This is a genomic window from Cupriavidus taiwanensis (assembly GCF_900250075.1).
Lineage (GTDB): Bacteria > Pseudomonadota > Gammaproteobacteria > Burkholderiales > Burkholderiaceae > Cupriavidus > Cupriavidus taiwanensis_C.
The window spans coordinates 2,688,441-2,702,051 of record NZ_LT977071.1 but is presented as its reverse complement, the minus strand read 5'-3'; the positions used below and the strand labels follow the sequence as shown (position 1 = coordinate 2,702,051).

The following is a 13,611-nucleotide window of genomic DNA, read 5'->3' as shown; positions in this document are numbered from 1 at the left end:
TGGCCGGGGATGGAAGGAAGACTCTTTTCATAGCAGAAGGGCGCCGTAACGCACGGGCCCGAGGGTCGCACTCAGGACGCGTTCTTGAAGCGCGCTTGCAGTTCGGGCAGCAGAGGCTGCGGCGGCGTGATGCCAAGCCGCTTTTCCGTGGCGATCAGCCAGCCCGTGCGGTGCCATTCCTGGACGATCTTGTCCACGGCGGCGATGGTGTCCGTCTCGCCCTTGCGGGTCCAGACCACCGACGGCGCCGGCAGGATCTCGGTGGGAATCGGCGCGGCGTAGTCGGTCCAGTCGGCATTGCTGCGGACCAGCGGGTGGATCAGCGTTGCGTCGTGGACCGCGGCCACGCACTGGCCGCCTCGCAGAGCCAGCAAGGATTCGGCGGAGGTCTTGAAGCCGCGTACCTGCGCGCCGTACTGCTCCTGCAGCGGCTTGACGTAGCTGCTGCCCTGCGACGCGCAGACGGTCTTGCCGCGCAGGTCGTCCCACTTGGCGATACCGCTGCGCTTTGACACCGCTGCGGTCCCGCCGACGCGGTAAAACGGCGTTGGCGCATAGCCCAGCAGCTCGCCGCGCTCGGGGTTGTATTCCATCGACGCAATCAGCAGGTCCACCTTGCCTTGTTGCAGGAACTGCACGCGATTGGAAGGCTGCACCGGAACCAGTTCGGCTTCCACGCCCAAGCGTTTTGCCAGGTCACGGGCCAGCTCCGGATTCCAGCCAACGGGCTGTTGCGTGACGGGATCGATCGAGCCGAACAGGCTGCCGCCGACGAGCACGCCGATGGAGACCTTGCCGCGCTGCTTGATGCGATCCAGCGTGGCATCTGCCCAGGCGGCGTTGATGGAAAGGCAGGACAGTGCCGCGGCAGCGGCGAGGCGAAGGAGCGGGAGCGCGGGCATGTCTGAGCATAAGAACAAGGAGGAGACGATGCTATCGCCCTGCGCCCCAGCAAACAAAGAAGGCTTTCGGATATGGATATACAGGGCCCTGGCCAGTCCGTGGCGCATTGGCGCGTGCGCTGTGGCGTTGCCAGGGCGCGTCGAAGTTGAAGCGGCCTTGCATCGCCCCAGCCGGGCCGGTCGGTCCGCGCCGCAAACGTTCGGGTTCAGGTGCGCGTGATAGACACCCCGCCATCGGCCAGCGAGGCAGTGCCGGTGACGAACGACGAATCATCCGACGCCAGGTACAGCACCGATCGGGCCAGTTCTTCCGGCCGTGCCACGCGCTTGAGCGCATGCAGGCCGGTGATAAAGGCCTGCGACTCCGATGTGTCGTTCATGCTGCGATACATGTCCGTATCGACGGCGCCGGGCAGGATCGCATTGACGCGGATGCCCTGTGGCCCGAATTCGGCCGCCAGTGCCTGAGTCAGGCCGATCAGCCCGGACTTGCTTGCCGCATAAGCCGCCACCCCCGGGAAGGCAACGGTATAGCCGACGAACGTCGACGTAAAGATCACCGAGCCGCCGCCATGTTTGAGCATCTGCGCGATCTGGTGCTTGGCGCCCAGGAACGAGCCTGTCAGGTTGATGGCGATGGTGTCGTTCCAGCCTTCGGCGGATACCCCGGTGCTGGCGCCGCCCTCGCCCAGCGTGCCCGCATTGTTGAAGGCGATGTCCAGCCGGCCGTAGCGCTCCACCGCCAACGCCACCAGTGCGCTGGCGTAATCTTCACTCCGCACGTCGCCAGGCAGTGCCACAGCTTCGCCACCAGCTTCGCGGATTTGCGCCACCAGGCTGTCGAGTTCAGCCTGGCGGCGGGCCCCGACCACTAGCTTGGCGCCCTCGGCGGCGAACAGCAAGGCGGTTGCGCGGCCGATGCCGGAGCTGGCGCCGGTAATGAGGGCAACCTTGTCAGACAAGCGTCCCATGATGGATCTCCATTCGGGCGCGCGGCCAGGGTAAGGGGCGCGGCGCCGTGTCAGTGTTGGCCAGCCAGGACATCCGGCTGCCTTGTGGATCCAGTATGGGCAACGGCCTGGGTTCGCACTAGACTGCAATTCAAGGAACAACTTTCCGGATTTCCAGAACAATGATCAAGCTCGAAGGCGTCGCGAGCTTTGCCGCCGTGGTCGAGGCAGGCTCCATCAGCGAGGCCGCCCGGCGCCTGAACCTCTCCAAGTCCGTCGTCAGCGAGCGCCTGGCCGAGCTCGAGAAAGCCGTGGGCGCAAACCTGCTGCGCCGCACCACGCGCCGCCTGACGCTGACCGATGACGGCGCCGCTTTCGCGGAGCGCGCCAGCCGCATCCTGAGCGAGGTGGAGGCAGCAGTCACCGACGTTGCCGAGCGGCGCGGCAGCCTGGCCGGGACGCTGCGCATTTCCGCGCCTGTCACGTTCGGCCGCATGCACCTGGGGCCGGCACTCTATCCCTTCGTGGCGCAGCACCCGGAATTGGAACTGACGCTCGATCTCGATGACCGCCGCGTCGACGCCGCCACCGACAGCTACGACGCCGTGGTTCGGCACGGACCGCTGGAGAGTTCACGGCTGGTGGCATGGCAATTGGCGCCCAGTCGTCGGCTGCTGGTGGCGTCACCCGGCTATCTCGCCCAAATGGGCATCCCGGCCACCCTGGAAGAGCTGAAGCGGCACCGCGGCATCTACTATGCCAATCGCGGCGCCGCCGACTGGCGCCTGCAAGGCTCCAGCGGCATTGAGATCGTCCGTGCCCACATCGCGCTGCGCGTCAACAACGGCGACATGATGCGTGACGCCGCCGAAGCCGGCGTAGGGATCGCGCTGCTGCCTACCTTTATCGTTGGCGAGGCCATCCGGCGCGGCGCGCTGGCGGTGATCGAGATCGGCTTGCAGGCGGAGCAGGAAGCCATCTACATTGCCCATCCTGAAGGGCGCCGCGTGTCGGCGCGGTTGCGCGCCTTTGCGGAATGCGTGCGGGCGGCGATCGGAAGTCCGCCGTATTGGGACGAGTGGGCAGCTAGCCCGGAGCAAGGCTGAGGTCGAGCGACTGCATACCCACGCCATTAGTCCCTTGGCGTTTGCGCGGCAGGTCAAGCCTCAACCATTCCCAGGAACTGCTGCAGTTCGTGCGTCTGTGGCCGGCCGAACACTGCATCGGGCGCGCCGGTTTCGTGGACCTTGCCCTGATGCATGAAGACTACGCGGTCGCACACCTCGCGCGCGAAGCGCATTTCGTGCGTCACCATCAGCTGCCTTCGAGATGATCTGGGTCTGAATCCGGTCGACGTTTCCTCGCCTCGCTGGAAGCGATGAGACGGCTGAAAGCGACGACGCAAGGTTTGCGAAAGCGCTGGGCCGCTTCCAACCGGGCAAGTCGACCGAACTCAGAAGGCAAAGACTGAATGAGGTGGGGTTGGGAGGCCGACGCGTCAGCTGTTGAAGTAGCGGCTGACGGATGCAGATTTAGGACGTCTGCTTTGCCTCTGGGCCTAACAGGTCTTCGCAGATCTCTATGACGTGCTCGATTAGCGGTGAATCACCGTGCGGGCGGTAAGCGCCCAGCGCGCTATCTTCGCTAGAGACGGTCGCCCACCAGGTCCGCAGTTCTGCTTCGCTCCAAGCCCTGCGCACATCGACCGGGACGTCGGCTACAAGAGTTTCCCTCACCCGTTGCCGAAAGTCGGATTCGCTCATCATGATCCGTCTCCTTTGTATGGTCGCAAGGTTTCCAAGGTTGTGCAAGATTCGTGCCTCGAGCTACCGCAACCTCTTCAGATCTGCGTCATGCCGGGGACGGGGAATAGTGCTGCTCCAGATAGCTGACGCCAATGCTTCACCACGATGGGGCTCGGTCAGATATCGCTACAGTTCACGCCTGCGTGCGCTCATGGCCATCAGTGGGTCGAGCAGCGCGGCATGCAGGTATCTGACGGCGGGCGAGAACTGACGGCGATGCGGGCAGACCAGGTTGAGGGGCGCCGGCTCGCCAGGCTGATCAGGCAACAGCAGTTCCAGCCGGCCTTCTTCGACGTCATCGCAGACGTCGAGCCAGGACTTGTAAGCGATGCCGCGTCCATCCAGTGCCCAGCGCCGCGCGATTTCCGCGTCGTCGCACATCAGCGTGCCCTTGACGGTGATCTGCCGCCGCGTGCCGGCGCTCGGAAAGCTCCAACGGTCATGGACCCGGCCGCCCAACACATAGGGCAAGCACTGGTGCGCGAGCAAGTCGTCGAGTGATGCGGGCCGGCCGTGGCGCCGAAGGTAGTCCGGAGACGCCACCAGCACGCGGCGATTGTCGGGCGCGAGCGGCAGGGCGACATAGGTGGCGCCTTCGTTCATGCCATACCGGAAGGCGATGTCCACCGGGTCGCGAAAGACGTCGGAGACCTGGTCGGACAGGGACAGCCGGAGCACAAGTTTCGGGTGGGATTCCCGGAACGCGGTCAGCAGCGGCAGCAGGATATTGCGGCCAAGGTCGGACGGGGCGGCGATCTTCAGCGTGCCCTGTAATGCATGCTGTTCGCCGTGCAGGCGGTCCCGGCCTTCCTTGAGCTTGGCCAGCGCCTCGTCCGCATACGGCAGGTACTGCTCGCCCTCGGCAGTGAGCCGCAGGCTGCGAGTGGACCGTGCGAACAGCCGGATGTCGAGCTCTTTCTCCAGGCGCTGGATGGCGGCGCTGACCTGCCCCGGTAGCAGGTCGGCCTCGCGAGCGGCGTTCGAGAAGCTGCCAAGCGCTGCGGTTCGCAAAAACAGTTGCAGATCGTCGAGTCTGATCATTTTCACTCTGATAGTGAAAGTCTTCCCGGATTCTCCCAGTTTTTCGACAGCGCCGCAGCGACGAAAATGCCAAACGAGTCCGGGCCGCCCCGGCCGGACGACACGCAGTCGCAGTTGAACGAATTCCCTTGTTTCCCGAACCATGAACTGGAGCAGAACATGAATTTCACTGACGCCGTACTTTCCCGCCATACCGTCAAGGCTTACGAAGGCGGCAAGACCTTGCCCCAGGAACAGGTCGACATGCTGCTCGCCTGGCTGCACAACAGCCCGTCGTCGGTGAACTCGCAGCCGTGGCACTTCGTGGTGGCGTCGACGCCCGAGGGGCGCGAGACGATCGCCAAGGCGGCCACTGGCACGTTTTCCTACAACCATCCGAAGATCGTCGATGCCTCGCACGTGATCGCCCTGTGCATGCGTGCCGACCTGGACGAAGCGCATCTTCGCGCCATCCTGGCGCAGGAGGAAAGCGACGGCCGGTTCAAGATCGAAGGCGCTCGCGAAGGTCAGGACAAGACCCGTCGTTCGTATGTGGACTTGCATCGCTATGCGCTGCGCGATGTGCCGCAATGGATGGAGAAACAGGTCTATCTTGCCCTTGGTGGTCTGCTGCTGGGCGCAGGCATGCTGGGGATCGATGCGACGCCGATGGAGGGCTTCGACGCGTCGGCGCTGGATGCGGCACTCAATCTGCGCGAGCGTGGCCTCACCAGCGTCGTACTGGTGTCGCTGGGCCGCCGCAGCGAACAGGACTTCAATGCCGGACTGCCGAAGTCGCGTCTGCCGAAAGAGGTAGTGTTCACCAATATCTGAGGCGGATTCAGCCATCGTTGCCTGGTTGGGCCTGCGCCCGCGCCCGGTATCGAACTTCAGGTGTCACGTCCTTGGCGGGCTTCTGGCCCACCAGCGGCGGGCAGAGTTGATATTGGAAAGATAATGGCGGGAAGTTCGCATGGTGGAGGCAAGATCATCCACGCGGCATATAGGAATGAGGCCCGGCGCCGGCAACCCAGCGCCACCAGTCCCCGTCAATCCACACTCGCCCCCGACGTCCGCACCAGCTTCGCCCACTTGTCCGTATCGCGGCGGATCAGCACCGAGAACTGCTCCGGCGTCGAAGTCAGCGGCGCGGCCCCGGCCTGCACCAGCTTGTCCCGCATCGCCTTGTCTTGCGCGATGCGCGTGATTTCCTGCGACAAGCGCGTGGATACCTCGGGCGGCAGCCCTCGCGGACCCACCACGCCGAACCAGACGTCGGCTTCATAGCCCGCAATGCCCGCCTCGGCCATGGTCGGCACGTCGGGCAGCGCCGGCGAGCGCGTGGCGCTGGTCACGGCCAGTGCGCGCAGGCGGCCGGCCTTCACATGCGGCAGCGAGCCCGGCAGGTTGTCGAACATCAGTTGCACCTGGTTGGCAAGCAGGTCGGCCATCGCCGGGCCGCTGCCCTTGTACGGCACGTGCACGATCTCGACGCCCGCCATCGACTTGAACAGTTCGCCGGACAGATGGTTGGTGGTGCCGTTGCCGGCCGAGCCCATATTGAGCTTGCCAGGGTTGGCCTTGGCATAGCTGACCAGCTCGCGCACGTTCCTGGCCGGCACGTTCGGATTGACCACCAGGATGTTGGGCACGCCGGCGAACAGCGCCACCGGCGAGAAATCCTTCTGCGGATCGAACGGCAGCTTCCGGTAGAGGGTGGCGTTGATCGATTGCGTGCCCACCGTGCCGAACATCAGCGTGTAGCCGTCGGCCGGCGCCTTGGCTACGAGGTCCGAGCCGATGGTGCCGCCGGCGCCCGGCCGGTTGTCCACCACCACCTGCTGGCCGAGGGTTTCGGACAAGCGGGTGGCCAGTACGCGGCCGAGCAGGTCGGTGGTGCCGCCGGGCGGGAAGGGCACCACCATGCGGATGGGTTTGTCGGGGTAGGGGCCGGCCGTGGCCAGGCTCGTCGCCAGCGTCAGACAGGTGGCAGCCAGGGCATGTGCAATGGTTTTCATGGGGGCAGGGTCTCCGTGGGACAAGGATAAGGGCAATGCCGGCTGCGATGCGCGGCGCGGCTCAGCTTTGTGATGCAAGGTGGTTGACCGAGCGCTTCAGCGCCGCGCGCGCGGCGTCGAGGCGGGCCCGGGTGGCGTCAAGGGATTCGCGGGCGTGGTGCGTGGCGGCGCGCTGGGCGGCGATGTTGGCGCGCACCAGTACCGGCGCGGGTCCGCCAGCGGCCATGCGCGCGGCAACGCCCTGTTCGGGGTCGAGGCAGCGGGCGACCGCGGCGGCATCCAGCCCGGCCGCGCGGCCGGCGACGCGCATCGCGGCGGCATCGACCATGTCGGCGCTGATCTCGTCGGCGGGCAGGTGCTGGTCGAGCGCGTCGCGCACCACGGCACCGACGATGTGATGCGCCTGGCGAAACGACATGCCGGCTTCGCGCACCAGCGCATCGGCCAGGTCGGTCGCGGTGGAGAAATCGCGGCGCGCGCGCGCCAGCATGCCGGCACGTTGCGGCGTGGCGTTGGCGATCACCAGCCGCAGCAGGGACAGGCAGCGCAGGCATTCGTCGCCGGCCTCCCAGAAGCCGCGCATGCTCTCGCGGTTGCCGTCGCCCGAGTGCGTGAAATGGCTGCCCTTGAGCGCCGCGAGCGCGCCGGTCAGCAGGCCGAGCATGTGGCCGCCCTTGCCCTTCAGGTATTCCAGCACCACCGGGTTCTTCTTCTGCGGCATGATGCTGGAGGTGCCGGCGACGCTGTCCGGGAAGTCGATCAGGCCGAACTCGGGCGTGGCCCAGACATACAGGTCCTGCGCCACGCGGCCCCAGCTGACCGCACCCACGGTGATCGCCGCCAGCATCTCCCAGGCAAAGTCGCGCGAGGCCACGGCGTCGAGCGAATTCGGCGCATGGGTGGAGAAGCCCAGCCAGTGCGCCGTCGCCGCGCGGTCGATCGCAAAGGCGGTGCCGGCCAGCGCGCCGGCGCCGAGCGGGCAGGCATCCAGGCGCGCCAGCGCCTGCTCCATGCGCGCGATATCGCGGCCGAGCGACTCGGCAAAGCCGGCAAGGTAGTAGCCATAAGTGATCGGCTGGGCCGCCTGCAGGTGCGTATAGCCGGGCATCACCACCGCGGCATGGGCGTCGGCACGCTCCAGCGCCGTCGTGCGCATTGCAAGCATCGCTTCCAGGATATCCAGCGCCAGGTCGCGTGCACGCAGCCGGTCATGCGTGGCCAGGATGTCGTTGCGGCTGCGCGCGACATGCAGCCTGCCGCCGGCGTCGGCACCGGCCATCTGCATCAGGTGGGCTTCGTAGTTGAAGTAGGCGTCCTCGCGCGCGGGATCCAGCGGCACGGCGGCAGGCCCCTCCGCTTCGATGCGCAGCAGTGACTGCGCCAGCACCGCGGCCACGTCAGCCGGGACCAGCCCGGTGCCATGCAGCATCAGCAGGTGGGCCTGGTTGATATCGGTCAGGTAGCGAAAGCCGCTGCCGAATTCGCGCATCAGGCGGGGCAGGTAGATGTGCTCGCATACCTCGGCGGCGGTGGGCTGGGTCAGGCGTCGGCTGACTTTGGATTCCATGCTGTGTGATCTCCGAAACGATGGAGCCAGTATGGAAATCCGTCGCATATATCGTCAAATCAGTATTTCCGTCATGCCCATACGGATTTGATATGCTGCGTGGAAGCCGCTGCCCCCAACCGTCGCCAGCCATGAACTACAAGCAGATCGAAGCGTTCCGCGCCGTCATGCTGACGCGCTCGATGACCGAAGCCGCCGCGCAGCTGCATACCTCGCAGCCCAACATCAGCCGCGTGATCGGGCAACTGGAACGCGAGGCGGGCTTCCGGCTGTTCGAGCGCGTCGGCAACCGGCTCGCGCCGACGGACGAAGCCGAAGCCTTGTTTCTCGATGTCGAACGCTCCTTCGTCGGCCTCGACAGCCTGCGCGCGTCGGCCCGGTCGATCCGTGAATCCGGCGTGGGCACGCTGCGCATCGGCACCGTGCCGTCGATCGCGATGAGCGTGATGCCGCAGGCAATCCTGGCCTTCCGCGAGCGCTATCCGGACGTGCCGATCGCCGTGCATACCAATGATTCGCCCACGGTGGCCAAATGGACCGCGGCGCGCTTCTGCGATATCGGGCTGGTGTCGTACCTGGCCGAAACCACCGGCATCCGCAGCGAGTTGCTGCGCCGCGAGGACGGCGTGTGCATCGTGCCAGCGACGCACCGGCTCGCGCGCAAGCGCCGCCTGCACGCCAGCGACCTCGATGGCGAGCGCTTTATCTCGCTCACGCATGGCGACGGCACCCGCGCCACGGTCGACGCCGCGTTCGTGCCGGCAGACCGGCGCGTGCTGACCCTGGAGACCCCTTACGCCGCCACCATCTGCACGATGGTGGGCATGGGCCTGGGGGTCAGCGTGGTCAACCCGCTGGTGGTGCGCAGCCTGAAGCCGGCGGGTGTCAAGGCGATCCCGTTCGAGCCGGTGATCGCTTTCGAGAGCCACATCCTGTTCAATCCGCAGCGGCCGGTGCCGGCGCTGGCGCAATGGTTCCTGGCGTGCTTGCGGAAAGTTACCGGCTAGGCTGAAAACTGCTGGAGGGATGGCTCCGTTCGTTCCCGTACATGGCAGTATCGCCAGTGCGTGGGGGCCGGATCCGCCATGAGTTCATTGTGAAAATGGCCTGTGGACCAGCGGCACTTCCGGTGTCGGGGCGGCCTCGAAGGGTTCGTTTAGAATCCGGGGCATTGACAGCAATGTGTGCAGTTCCTACCTCACCATGAGCAAGCGGCTTACCAGCATCGACATAGCCAACCTGGCAGGGGTTTCACAAACCACCGTCTCCCGTGTGCTTCAGGATTTGCCGTCGGTGAAGCCGGAGACCAAGGCGCGGGTCTTGAAGGTCATACAGGACTACGAGTATTCGCCCAGTGCGGCGGCTCGACAGATGAAGACGCGTCGCAGCGGGACGGTTGCGGTGGTGATCGCGAGCCTGTCTAACCCGTTGTACCCGATGCTGCTCCAACTATTGGTTGATCGGCTCGCTAGTCGGGGCTTCCGCACAACGGTCTGGGAGCTCGAAGGAAAGATGGACGAGGCAACGGTGCGTGCGCTCGCCGAAAGCGCTACCGATGGCGTCATCTTTGCCGCCGCGCTGGATGAATCCAGGGAGATGCTGGCCCGAGTCGCGGCCGAGAAGCCGATCATCCTGATCCATCGCTCTGTCGGAACCGACTTGTTCGACACCATCGTGAGCGACAACTATGCCGGCGGCCGCCGGGTTGCAGACTATTTCGTGTCCGCGGGCAGAAAGTGCATTGGCTTGATCTCGGCCGCGTCCAGCAAGAGTTCCAAGGCAAGCACGATCCGCGAACGCGAGCGAGGCTTCATGGAAGGGCTTGGCGCGTTGAGCCAGGGGAACGCCTTTGTGCGGGCCGATGCCGCCGACTTTAGCTACGAGTATGGCTTTCGGGCAATGCAGACACTGCTCGCTGAACGACCTGATGTCGATGCAGTGTTCTGCACCAATGACATTGTTGCGATCGGTGTGCTGGATGCCGCCCGTCGCAGTGGCAAGCAAGTCCCGGGCGACCTCTGGATCGTCGGCTATGACGATATTCCCATGGCGAGGTGGGAGTGCATCAGCTTGAGCACTGTCCAGCAGCCCTTGCCTGCCATGGTCGAGCAGGTGGTAGACCGGCTCCAGCGTCGTATGACTACGCCGGACCTGGCCCCGTACACCTTTGTGCTCCCTAATGATCTCGTATTGCGACGCACAACATCCTGAGCTTGGCAGTTTTCCGATTGCGCCTATAATGACTACGTAACCAAACTAGCTGGGAAGCGTGATTGGCGGGCGGAGCCGGCATCACGCATTTTTTTGAGGATAGAATGACTACGTATTCATTGGGTGCGGTGTCCGAGCCAGCTCGGTCTACATCCGTGTTTCGCACTGCAGACATCTGCGTCGTTGGAGGTGGCGCTGCCGGGGTGGCCGCCGCGATTGCCGCGGCGCGGACGGGTGCCAAGGTACTGCTTCTTGAGCGCGAAGGCTTTTTAGGCGGCACCCTGACCTCGGTGAGCCTGGGCAGCATCTGTGGGCTCTACGCGGTCACCGATACAGAGATACAGCAGATTGTGGGTGGGTTCTGCAACGAAGTCATCGAGCGACTGCGGTCACTTGACGGCCTCGGGGAAACGACTCGATGGCTCGAGACAGCTTCGCTGCCTTATGACCTGTTCGCCATGAAGGTCGCCCTCGATCAACTCGTCCAGGAAGCAAAGGTCGAGGTCTTGTTTCATGCACTGGTGGTTGGGGTCGCGATGAAAGCGCGCGAACTGGACGCCGTGCTGATCGAGACCAAGGAAGGGCGACTCGCCATCCGGGCAAAGTCGTTCGTGGACTGCTCTGGCGATGCCGACCTGGTGAACTTCGCCGGCGCGCCTTTCGAAATTTCGGAAGGCGATCTTCAGTTTCCTACCACCATGGTGCGGTTCGGCGGCGTAGACACCGACTCGCTGGCCCGCTTGAGCCGTCCGGCTCTTCGCGAAAGGCTTGAGCGGGCTGTCGCCGACGGCTACGACCTTCCTCGCACCGCAGGCGGCATATTTGCCGAACGGCCAGGGCTTGCGCATCTGAACATCACGAAAGTGGCGGTGGACGGCAAATCGCCCAACCCGTTCGACCTTAGTGTCATGTCACGGGCAGAGATTGCGGGGCGGCAACAAGTCTGCACATACCTGAAGGCATTCCGAAAGTACGTGCCGGGATTCGAGTCGGCCTTCGTCATGGATACGGGCGCGGTGATCGGGATCCGTGAAAGTCGGCGTACCGTCGGTAGCTACGTCCTCACTGACAAGGATGTTCTCGAAGGAGCGCGCTTCGACGATGCCATCGGGTGCTGTGCATGGCCAATGGAGGACCATGCTGCGGGCAGGGCGACCAAATGGATCTGGTTGCCGCCCGGCACGTACTTCCAGATTCCCCTGCGTTCGCTCCTGCTGGAAGGCTTCGACAACCTGATGGTGGCTGGCCGTTGTGCATCGGCCACTCATGGCGCGCAGGCCTCGATCAGAGTCACCGCGCAATGCTTCGCCATGGGCGAAGCGGCCGGGCATACCGCTGCAACGGCAGCGGCACGGGGCATCAGCGTTCACCGTGTGCCGGCGTCCGATATCCAGCATGTGCTGGAAAACAATGGTGCCTTCCTTGGAGCCTTGCAATGAATTCCCCGAAATACCGTAGCAATTTCGCCCCGGGTACGACCCGTTGGGCACTGCGCAAGGCCCAGTGGCAAGCCCTGGGACTGAGCGATGCCGATCTGGACAAGCCGAAGATCGCCGTAGTCAACACCTCGTCGGAGCTGTCGAGCTGCTTCAGTCACCTCGATGGCGTATCCGCCCACGTGAAGGCGGCGATCCGCGAGGCAGGGGGCGTACCCTTCGAGGTCCGCACCGCCGCCCCCAGCGACTTCATTACCAGCGCAGGCAAGCAGGGCCGCTACATCCTCCCGTCCCGCGATCTGATCGTGAACGACATCGAGGTGCAGGTCGAGGGCGCACAACTCGACGGCATGGTCTGCCTGGCTTCCTGCGACAAGACGACGCCCGGACAAATGATGGCCGCTGCGCGGCTAGACATTCCGACACTGGTGGTGATTTGCGGCTATCAGGCCAGTGGTCAGTACAAGGGCGAGCATGTGGACATCGAAGATGTGTTCGAGAAGGTCGGCATGCACGTGACCGGTCAACTCTCCTTCGAGGACCTGGACGGCATGTGCAAGCGCGCCGTGCGCAGTCCCGGTGTGTGCGCGGGTCTTGGGACTGCCAACTCCATGCACATCGTCTGCGAGGCATTGGGTCTGACGCTGCCAGGTGCCAGTCCGGTCCTGGCCAACTCTCCGGCGATGGTCGACCAGGCCCGAGCCGCCGGCGCACGCATTGTCGAGATGGTCAATGAAGGTCTGACGCCTCGCAGCATTCTGACGCCGGCGGCCTTCCGGAACGCCGTGCGCGTCGCATTGGCACTGTCGACGTCGATCAACGTGCTGCGCCACCTGCAAGGTGTTGCGGAGGAAGCCGGAACGGATGTGGATCTCTACGATCTCTTTGACCGGCTTGGCCGCGAGGTGCCCTTGCTTGCGACCGTCAAGCCCAACGGTCCGCACCGTACGGAAGAGCTTGAAGCGGCGGGTGGCACCCTTGCGACGATCAAGCGTCTAACCTCTATGATCGAGCAGGAGTGCCTGACGGTCTCCGGCAAGACGTGGCAGGCAATTCTCGACGATTACGAGGCGCCTTCGCCGTCGATCCTGCGCACGTTGGACAACCCCGTCTCTACCAAGCCGTCGCTGGTCATCCTGAAGGGATCACTTGCACCCGAGGGTAGCATTCTCAAGCTCGGCAATGCCGGCGAGAAGGCGGAAAGCTTTCGTGGCAAAGCGATGGTGTTTCATTCTCAGGAGGAAGCTATCGCGGCGTTGGCGGAGGGACGTATCACGGCGGGGACCGTAGCGTGCCTGCGTGGCATGGGGCCGATTGGCGGTCCAGGCGTGGCCTTGGCGTCGTCATTCGTCGCAGCCGTCGAAGGCGCGGGCTTCAACGGCAAGGTCGCCGTGGTGACCGATGGCCAGCTATCTGGCTTGAACCGCGGGGTCGCGGTCGGTCAGGTGTGCCCCGAAGCCGCAGCCGGTGGCCCCTTGGCTCTTGTCAAGGATGGCGACGAGATCGAGATCGACATTCCCGGACGGCAGATCAACTTGCTTGTCGACGAGAAGGAGATGGCTTCGCGTCGGGTCGACGCAGCACCCATCCAGGGGGCTGCGGAGCAAGGCTGGCTGAACATCTACAGCAAGACGGTGAAGCCGCTCGCCAGGGGCGCGGTACTGATTCCCATCCATCCTCGATAAACCAGACTTGGAGGAGA

12 protein-coding genes and 1 pseudogene are annotated in these 13,611 nt (G+C 64.6%); 6 read left to right on the top strand and 7 right to left on the bottom strand.

Annotation, left to right across the window (positions count from 1 at the left end; translation table 11 throughout):
* Positions 1-71: 71 nt before the first annotated feature.
* Together CBM2588_RS28450 and CBM2588_RS28445 are read right to left on the bottom strand one after the other, a co-directional pair.
* Positions 72-902: a transporter substrate-binding domain-containing protein gene (locus CBM2588_RS28450; RefSeq protein WP_172583684.1), complete on the bottom strand. Its 831-nt coding sequence runs from the start codon at positions 900-902 to the stop codon at positions 72-74.
* A gap of 206 nt (positions 903-1,108) precedes the next feature.
* On the bottom strand, positions 1,109-1,873 hold the full coding sequence (locus CBM2588_RS28445) for an SDR family oxidoreductase (protein ID WP_115683569.1): 765 nt from the start codon (positions 1,871-1,873) through the stop codon (positions 1,109-1,111).
* Positions 1,874-2,034: 161 nt separating this feature from the next.
* Between CBM2588_RS28445 and CBM2588_RS28440 the strand changes: the two genes are divergently transcribed.
* The gene (locus tag CBM2588_RS28440) at positions 2,035-2,958 is read left to right on the top strand and encodes a LysR family transcriptional regulator (protein WP_115683568.1); all 924 of its coding nucleotides are present in this window, start codon (positions 2,035-2,037) and stop codon (positions 2,956-2,958) included.
* Between the two features lie 53 nt (positions 2,959-3,011).
* Here the strand turns inward: CBM2588_RS28440 and CBM2588_RS28435 are convergent.
* The 3 genes and pseudogenes from CBM2588_RS28435 to CBM2588_RS28425 all read right to left on the bottom strand — a co-directional run.
* Positions 3,012-3,170, bottom strand: a pseudogene (locus tag CBM2588_RS28435) (amino acid ABC transporter ATP-binding protein); the annotation flags it as partial.
* Between the two features lie 214 nt (positions 3,171-3,384).
* Positions 3,385-3,618, bottom strand: a complete 234-nt coding sequence (locus CBM2588_RS28430) for a hypothetical protein (protein ID WP_115683567.1) — start codon at positions 3,616-3,618, stop codon at positions 3,385-3,387.
* 165 nt (positions 3,619-3,783) lie between these two features.
* Positions 3,784-4,698 carry a LysR family transcriptional regulator gene (locus CBM2588_RS28425; protein WP_115683566.1) on the bottom strand — a complete coding sequence of 305 codons (915 nt, stop codon included), beginning with the start codon at positions 4,696-4,698 and terminating at the stop codon, positions 3,784-3,786.
* 159 nt (positions 4,699-4,857) lie between these two features.
* Between CBM2588_RS28425 and nfsB the strand changes: the two genes are divergently transcribed.
* Positions 4,858-5,511 (top strand): oxygen-insensitive NAD(P)H nitroreductase, encoded by a 654-nt coding sequence (nfsB, locus tag CBM2588_RS28420; RefSeq protein WP_115683565.1) that lies wholly within the window; start codon positions 4,858-4,860, stop codon positions 5,509-5,511.
* A 215-nt stretch (positions 5,512-5,726) separates the two neighbouring features.
* Here nfsB and CBM2588_RS28415 read toward each other — a convergent pair whose 3' ends face one another.
* Positions 5,727-6,695 (bottom strand): Bug family tripartite tricarboxylate transporter substrate binding protein, encoded by a 969-nt coding sequence (locus CBM2588_RS28415; protein ID WP_115683564.1) that lies wholly within the window; start codon positions 6,693-6,695, stop codon positions 5,727-5,729.
* A 61-nt stretch (positions 6,696-6,756) separates the two neighbouring features.
* Positions 6,757-8,262, bottom strand: coding sequence for an argininosuccinate lyase (gene argH / locus CBM2588_RS28410; protein WP_115683563.1), 1,506 nt, complete (start codon positions 8,260-8,262; stop codon positions 6,757-6,759).
* Positions 8,263-8,393: 131 nt separating this feature from the next.
* Between argH and CBM2588_RS28405 the strand changes: the two genes are divergently transcribed.
* The 4 genes from CBM2588_RS28405 (at position 8,394) to CBM2588_RS28390 (ending at position 13,594) form a co-directional block, all read left to right on the top strand.
* Positions 8,394-9,269 carry a LysR substrate-binding domain-containing protein gene (locus CBM2588_RS28405; RefSeq protein ID WP_018008210.1) on the top strand — a complete coding sequence of 292 codons (876 nt, stop codon included), beginning with the start codon at positions 8,394-8,396 and terminating at the stop codon, positions 9,267-9,269.
* 196 nt (positions 9,270-9,465) lie between these two features.
* Positions 9,466-10,473: a LacI family DNA-binding transcriptional regulator gene (locus CBM2588_RS28400; RefSeq protein WP_115683562.1), complete on the top strand. Its 1,008-nt coding sequence runs from the start codon at positions 9,466-9,468 to the stop codon at positions 10,471-10,473.
* 104 nt (positions 10,474-10,577) lie between these two features.
* Complete coding sequence (locus tag CBM2588_RS28395) at positions 10,578-11,912, top strand: FAD-dependent oxidoreductase (RefSeq protein WP_115683561.1); 1,335 nt, start codon at positions 10,578-10,580, stop codon at positions 11,910-11,912.
* Positions 11,909-13,594 carry a dihydroxy-acid dehydratase gene (locus CBM2588_RS28390; RefSeq protein WP_115683560.1) on the top strand — a complete coding sequence of 562 codons (1,686 nt, stop codon included), beginning with the start codon at positions 11,909-11,911 and terminating at the stop codon, positions 13,592-13,594. Before CBM2588_RS28395 ends, CBM2588_RS28390 begins: the two co-directional genes overlap by 4 nt.
* Positions 13,595-13,611 lie beyond the last annotated feature (17 nt).

Coding starts and splice junctions, on each gene's coding strand:
- CBM2588_RS28450 (WP_172583684.1), bottom strand. CDS start 902: ATGCCCGCGCTCCCGCTCCTTCGCCTCGCCGCTGCCGCGGCACTGTCC.
- CBM2588_RS28445 (WP_115683569.1), bottom strand. CDS start 1,873: ATGGGACGCTTGTCTGACAAGGTTGCCCTCATTACCGGCGCCAGCTCC.
- CBM2588_RS28440 (WP_115683568.1), top strand. CDS start 2,035: ATGATCAAGCTCGAAGGCGTCGCGAGCTTTGCCGCCGTGGTCGAGGCA.
- CBM2588_RS28430 (WP_115683567.1), bottom strand. CDS start 3,618: ATGATGAGCGAATCCGACTTTCGGCAACGGGTGAGGGAAACTCTTGTA.
- CBM2588_RS28425 (WP_115683566.1), bottom strand. CDS start 4,698: ATGATCAGACTCGACGATCTGCAACTGTTTTTGCGAACCGCAGCGCTT.
- nfsB (WP_115683565.1), top strand. CDS start 4,858: ATGAATTTCACTGACGCCGTACTTTCCCGCCATACCGTCAAGGCTTAC.
- CBM2588_RS28415 (WP_115683564.1), bottom strand. CDS start 6,695: ATGAAAACCATTGCACATGCCCTGGCTGCCACCTGTCTGACGCTGGCG.
- argH (WP_115683563.1), bottom strand. CDS start 8,262: ATGGAATCCAAAGTCAGCCGACGCCTGACCCAGCCCACCGCCGCCGAG.
- CBM2588_RS28405 (WP_018008210.1), top strand. CDS start 8,394: ATGAACTACAAGCAGATCGAAGCGTTCCGCGCCGTCATGCTGACGCGC.
- CBM2588_RS28400 (WP_115683562.1), top strand. CDS start 9,466: ATGAGCAAGCGGCTTACCAGCATCGACATAGCCAACCTGGCAGGGGTT.
- CBM2588_RS28395 (WP_115683561.1), top strand. CDS start 10,578: ATGACTACGTATTCATTGGGTGCGGTGTCCGAGCCAGCTCGGTCTACA.
- CBM2588_RS28390 (WP_115683560.1), top strand. CDS start 11,909: ATGAATTCCCCGAAATACCGTAGCAATTTCGCCCCGGGTACGACCCGT.